Below are 5188 nucleotides of genomic sequence, written 5' to 3'. Positions count from 1 at the left end.
GAGGGGGAGCGGGTGGACGCACACGCATGGGGTCGAGATCCGTACGCATGGAGCACACCGCCGGACCGCACTTGACTGGTCGCATGACATCGCGAACCGAACGCTCCCCCGTTCCCTCCACCTCCTCCACCCGCTCCACCTCCTCCAGTCCCTCCTCCCCGACCCTCGTCATCGGCGGCACCGGCAAGACCGGACGGCGGGTGGCGGAGCGGCTCACCGCCCGCGGTCTGCCGGTTCGCATCGGTTCCCGTTCGGGTGAGCCCCCCTTCGACTGGGGGAAGCCCGCGAGCTGGGAGGCGGCGGTGGAGGGAACGGGGGCCGTCTACATCACCTACCACCCCGACCTCGGTTTCCCCGGAGCGGCCGAGGCGGTCGGTGCCTTCTCCCGCCTGGCCGTGGCGGCGGGAACCCGTCGATTGGTGTTGTTGTCCGGACGGGGGGAGGAGGGGGCCCTGCGTGCGGAGCGGGAGGTGCGCGAGTCCGGGGCGGAGTGGACCGTGGTGCGCGCCGGTTGGTTCTTCCAGAACTTCGACGAGGGCTTTTTCCTGGAATCGGTGCTCGCCGGTGAGCTGGCGTTGCCCACCGCCGAGGCGGTCGAACCCTTCGTGGACGCCGACGACATCGCCGATGTCGTGGTCGAGGTGCTCACCTCGGAGGGGCACGTCGGACGGATCCACGAACTCTCCGGGCCCCGGGCCCTCGGCTTCCGGGAGGTGGCCGCCGAACTGTCCCGGGCCACCGGCCGGGACATCCGCTACCTCCCCGTGCCGCTGGAGACCTACCGCGAGACGTTGCGGGAAAACGGTTTCCCCGTCGAGTTCGCGGACCTGTTCCGGTTGATCTCGGACGGCCGCAACGCGCACCCGGTCGCCGGCGTGCGGGAGGTCCTCGGCCGCCCGCCCCGGGACTTCGCCCGCTACGCCCGGGAGACGGCGGCCACCGGTGTGTGGGACCCCCGGTGACCCGTGTTCCGCCCGGGGGCTCGCCCGGCCGGGCCGGGAGGACCGTGAACAGCCTCTCCCCGTCCGGTCCCGCCGGCTACCCTGAGGGGGTGGACGCGCTGACCGCCCTGCTGGACGCACCCAAGGCCCGCGGGGCGTTCCTGCTCAAGTCGATCCTCAACCCCCCGTGGTCCCTGCGGATCGAGGACCGCGCACCGCTCACCGTGGTCACCATGGTCCGGGGCGAAGCCGTGGTGCGGCCCGACGGGGGGCCCGTCACCCCGTTGGGACCCGGGGACGTGGCGGTGATCCGGGGGCCCGTCCCGTACACCGTCTCCGACGCGCCCGGCACCCCGGTGGGGGTGCTCGTGGGGCCGGACCAGAGCTGCCTCCCGGTGGGGCCCGGAGCCATGGGCGAGTTGGCCGAACGAGGGGTCCGGGCCTGGGGCGGGGTCCCCTCCCCCCACTCCTCGGTGATGATCACCGGCACCTACCGGGCGGAGAGCGAGGTCGGCCGGCGTCTGCTGGGAGCCGTTCCCGCCGTCCTGATGCGTCCCGCCGTGGCCGACGACCCGCTGCCCGCGCTGCTCGCCGCCGAACTCGAGCGGGACCGGCCCGGACAGGAGTTGGTCCTGGACCGTCTGCTGGATCTGCTGTTGGTGGCGGTCCTGCGGGGGTGGTTCGCCTCCCCCGCGGCGGTCGGTGCCGACCACGGCGGGGCCCGGGGCGACGAGGTGGTCGGGCCGGCCCTCCGACTGCTCCGGGAACGCCCGGCGCACCCGTGGACCGTCGCCTCCCTGGCCGACCGGGTGGGGGTCTCCCGGGCGGCCCTGGCCCGGCGTTTCACCGTGCTCGTGGGGGAGACGCCGATGGCGTACCTGACCGGGGTCAGGCTCGATCTGGCGGCCGACCTGCTCCGGCAACCGGGCTGCACCCTGGAGGGCGCGGCCCGACGGGTGGGGTACGGCAGCGCCTTCGCCCTGAGCGCGGCGTTCAAACGGGTGCGCGGGGTGAGTCCGCGGGAGTACCGCGAGGGCGCGCGGCTCGCCCTGCCGCCGGTCCCGGACGGGGTCCCGCACACCGTCGTTCTCGGGGGATGACGGCGCGACCGGCGCTCCCACCGGCGGGATTGCGCGGGGGGCGCCGGGGTATCCGCTGTCCATGATGACGCTGGGTGTCGAAGAGGAGTATCTGCTGATCGATCCGGCGACCGGGTTCCCGGTCCCGGAGGCGGAGCGGACGCGTGCCGCCATCGGTGGGGTCCCCACCGCCGGTGGTGACGAGGTGCAGCTGGAACTGCTGCAGGTGCAGGTGGAGATCGCGACACCGGTGTGCGTCGGACTGGAGGAGGTCGCCGACCACCTGAAGCGGCTGCGCGGGTCCCTCGACGAGGCGGCGCGCAGCGCGGGCTGCCGGATCGCGGCCAGTGGGTCGGCGCCGTTCCTCGGCCCGGATCCGGTGCCGGTGACCGATCGGCCCCGGTACCGGATGCTGTCCCGCGAGGCCCGACAGTTGGTGGACGAACAGCTGATCAACGGGATGCACTGCCACGTGGCGGTTCCCGACCGGGCCGCCGGGGTGGCGGTGCTCAACCGCCTGCGTCCCTGGTTGCCGGTGCTCGGCGCGATGGGCGCCAACTCCCCGATGTGGGAGGGGCAGGACACGGGGTTCGCCGACTGGCGCACGGTCGTCTTCGACCGGTGGCCGGTCAGCGGTCTGCCGCCCCGCTTCGCCGACGCGGAGGACTACGAGCGCCGGGTGGACGCCCTGTTGGCCACCGGCGTGATCACCGACCGGGGACAGTTGTACTGGCGGGCCAGGCTCTCGGAGAACTACCCCACGGTCGAGGTGCGCGCCCTGGACACCCAGCTGGAGGTGGAGGACGCGGTCGTGTTCGCCGGTATCTCCAGGGCCCTGGTGACCACGGCCCTGGAGGAGGAGAAGGCGGACGTTCCGGTGCCCGACCTCCCCGACGAACTGCTGCGGATCGCCGACTGGCACGCCGCCCGGCACGGTCTGGGCGGAACCCTGGTCGATCCCTTCGCGGGACGGTCCCGTCCCGCCGCCGACGTGGTGGGACAGTTGCTGGAGCACATCGGGCCCGCACTCGCCCGGCTGGGTGACGAGGGGCGGGTCACCTCCGGCGTCGAGCGAATCCTGAACGAGGGCACCGGCGCCGAACGCCAGCGCCGCGCGATGCGGGAAGGGGGCCCCGAGGCCCTGACCCGTCTGCTCGTCGAGCGAACCGCGGCGGGGTGAGGCGGGCCGGACGGGGCGGGAACCGACCCACCGTTCGGTTCCCGCCCCGCCCGGCCCGGTGTTCCCACCGCCCGGCCGGGCCCGTACCCCGGCCCGGGCGCCTGCCGTCGGCGCTCCGTTCGGGTGGACCGCCGGTGTGTCTTCCACCATCCGGCCCCGACCTCGTCGATGGTCGGGGGAAGCCGCGTCCAGCCATCGGGGAGTGAGCCGGTTGACCGCTTTCCTGGACCGTCTCGGCCGTCGCCTGGGGTTGCGGACCGATACCGTGATCTTCTTCGTCTCGGCCGGTCTCACCGTCGCGTTCGTGGCCCTGGCGATCGCCGCCACCGAGACCGTGGACCGGATCTTCAGCAACCTCTCCGGCTGGATCCTCGACCACCTGGGTTGGCTCTACATCCTCGGCGTGACCACGTTCCTGCTGTTCCTGGTGTGGATCGCCCTCAGCCGGTGGGGGCACGTCCGGTTGGGGGGACACGACGCCCGGCCGGAGTACGGCAATCGTGCCTGGTTCGCGATGCTGTTCGCCGCCGGTATCGGCACCATCCTGATGTTCTGGGGCGTGGCCGAGCCGATCAGTCACTGGGCCGAGCCGCCGCGCGCCGACGTGGAGCCCCGTTCGGAGGAGGCCGCCGAACTGGCGATGGCCTTCTCCTTCTACCACTTCGGCCTGCACACGTGGTCGATCTTCTGTCTGCCGGCCCTGGCCTTCGCCTACTTCGTCCACCAGCGCCGGTTGCCGTTCCGCCTCAGTTCGGTGCTCCAGCCGCTCCTGGGCGACCGCATCCACGGTCCCCTGGGGCGCGTGGTGGACATCACCGCCGTGCTGGGCACCCTCTTCGGCGTCGCCGTCTCCATCGGCCTGGGCACCCTGCAGATCAACAGCGGGCTGGCGCAGTTGTTCGGCATCGAGGAGAGTCAGCCGGTCCAGGTGCTGTTGATCACGGTGGTCACGATCATCGCCACCATCTCGGTGGCGCTCGGGCTGGACCGCGGCATCAAACGCCTGTCGAGTCTGAACATCGGCATGGCGGTCGGTCTGCTGATCTTCGTCTTCCTCACCGGCGCCACCGTTTTCCTGGCGCGGGGCATCATCGAGATGATCGGGGTCTACCTCGGCTCGCTGGTGCCCCTGGCCTTCTGGAACGACACCTTCGCCAACACGGGCTGGCAGGGGCAGTGGACGGTCTTCTACTGGGCGTGGACCATCACCTGGTCCCCGTTCGTGGGGATGTTCATCGCGCGCATCTCGCGCGGCCGGACCATCCGGGAGTTCGTCCTGGGGGTGCTGGCGCTGCCCACCGCCTTCACCATCATCTGGTTCAGCGTCTTCGGGCTCTCGGCGATCGACATCGAGCGGGAGGGGGACACCGGCCTGGTGGAGGCGGTGGTGGTCCAGGGGGACGTCTCCCGGGCGCTGTTCGTCTTCCTGGAGAACTATCCGCTGGCGACCGTCGTCTCGGCGATCGCGGTCCTCATCGTCGTGATCTTCTTCACGACCTCCTCGGACTCGGCCTCCCTGGTGGTGGACACCCTGTGCTCGGGTGATCGGGAGGAGCCCGGGCCGGTGCGGCAGCGGATCTTCTGGGCGGTCACGGAGGGAGTGGTGGCGGGGACCCTCATCGCGGCCACCGGCAAGTCCGGCCTCGATGCCCTCGCCGAGGTGATCACCGTGCTGGGGCTGCCGTTCTTCCTGATCGCCTTCCTGATGATGATCTCCCTGGTACGGGCGTTGAACGCGGACTACCCGGAACTGCGGCGACCGCAACTGCCCCACAGCATCCGTCGGATGCCCCGTTCGGCCCAACGGGCCCGCCCGACGCCGGGCGGCCCCGTGCCCGGGGCGGGCACGGGGCCGGAGGACTCCCCCGGTGCCCCGCCCGGCGAGCGCCCCGTCGGGGACGGCTGAGGGGGCCCACCGACCGGGGTCGTCCCCGTCCGGTGCGACCCGGGGGCGGGGAGGGACACAGGCGTCCCGCCCACCCCCGGGG

General features: G+C 72.3%; 4 protein-coding genes. All 4 read left to right on the top strand.

The features are described from left to right. The first annotated feature begins 83 nt into the window (after window positions 1-83). The 4 genes from FOE67_RS15830 to FOE67_RS15815 all read left to right on the top strand — a co-directional run bounded on the left by FOE67_RS15830 (window position 84) and on the right by FOE67_RS15815 (window position 5106). Window positions 84-962 (top strand): NmrA family NAD(P)-binding protein, encoded by an 879-nt coding sequence (locus FOE67_RS15830; protein ID WP_182664780.1) that lies wholly within the window; start codon window positions 84-86, stop codon window positions 960-962. 89 nt (window positions 963-1051) lie between these two features. Beyond that, window positions 1052-2041, top strand: a complete 990-nt coding sequence (locus FOE67_RS15825; RefSeq protein WP_182664778.1) for an AraC family transcriptional regulator — start codon at window positions 1052-1054, stop codon at window positions 2039-2041. A gap of 64 nt (window positions 2042-2105) precedes the next feature. Then, the gene (locus FOE67_RS15820; protein WP_438874232.1) at window positions 2106-3200 is read left to right on the top strand and encodes a carboxylate-amine ligase; all 1095 of its coding nucleotides are present in this window, start codon (window positions 2106-2108) and stop codon (window positions 3198-3200) included. Window positions 3201-3411: 211 nt separating this feature from the next. After that, window positions 3412-5106: a BCCT family transporter gene (locus FOE67_RS15815; protein WP_228473934.1), complete on the top strand. Its 1695-nt coding sequence runs from the start codon at window positions 3412-3414 to the stop codon at window positions 5104-5106. Window positions 5107-5188: the final 82 nt, after the last annotated feature.

The organism is Streptomyces calidiresistens (assembly GCF_014141525.1).
In the GTDB taxonomy this organism is placed as follows: domain Bacteria; phylum Actinomycetota; class Actinomycetes; order Streptomycetales; family Streptomycetaceae; genus Streptomyces; species Streptomyces calidiresistens.
The sequence above is the reverse complement of the archived record's forward strand: the minus strand, read 5'-3'. Positions and strand labels throughout refer to the sequence as shown.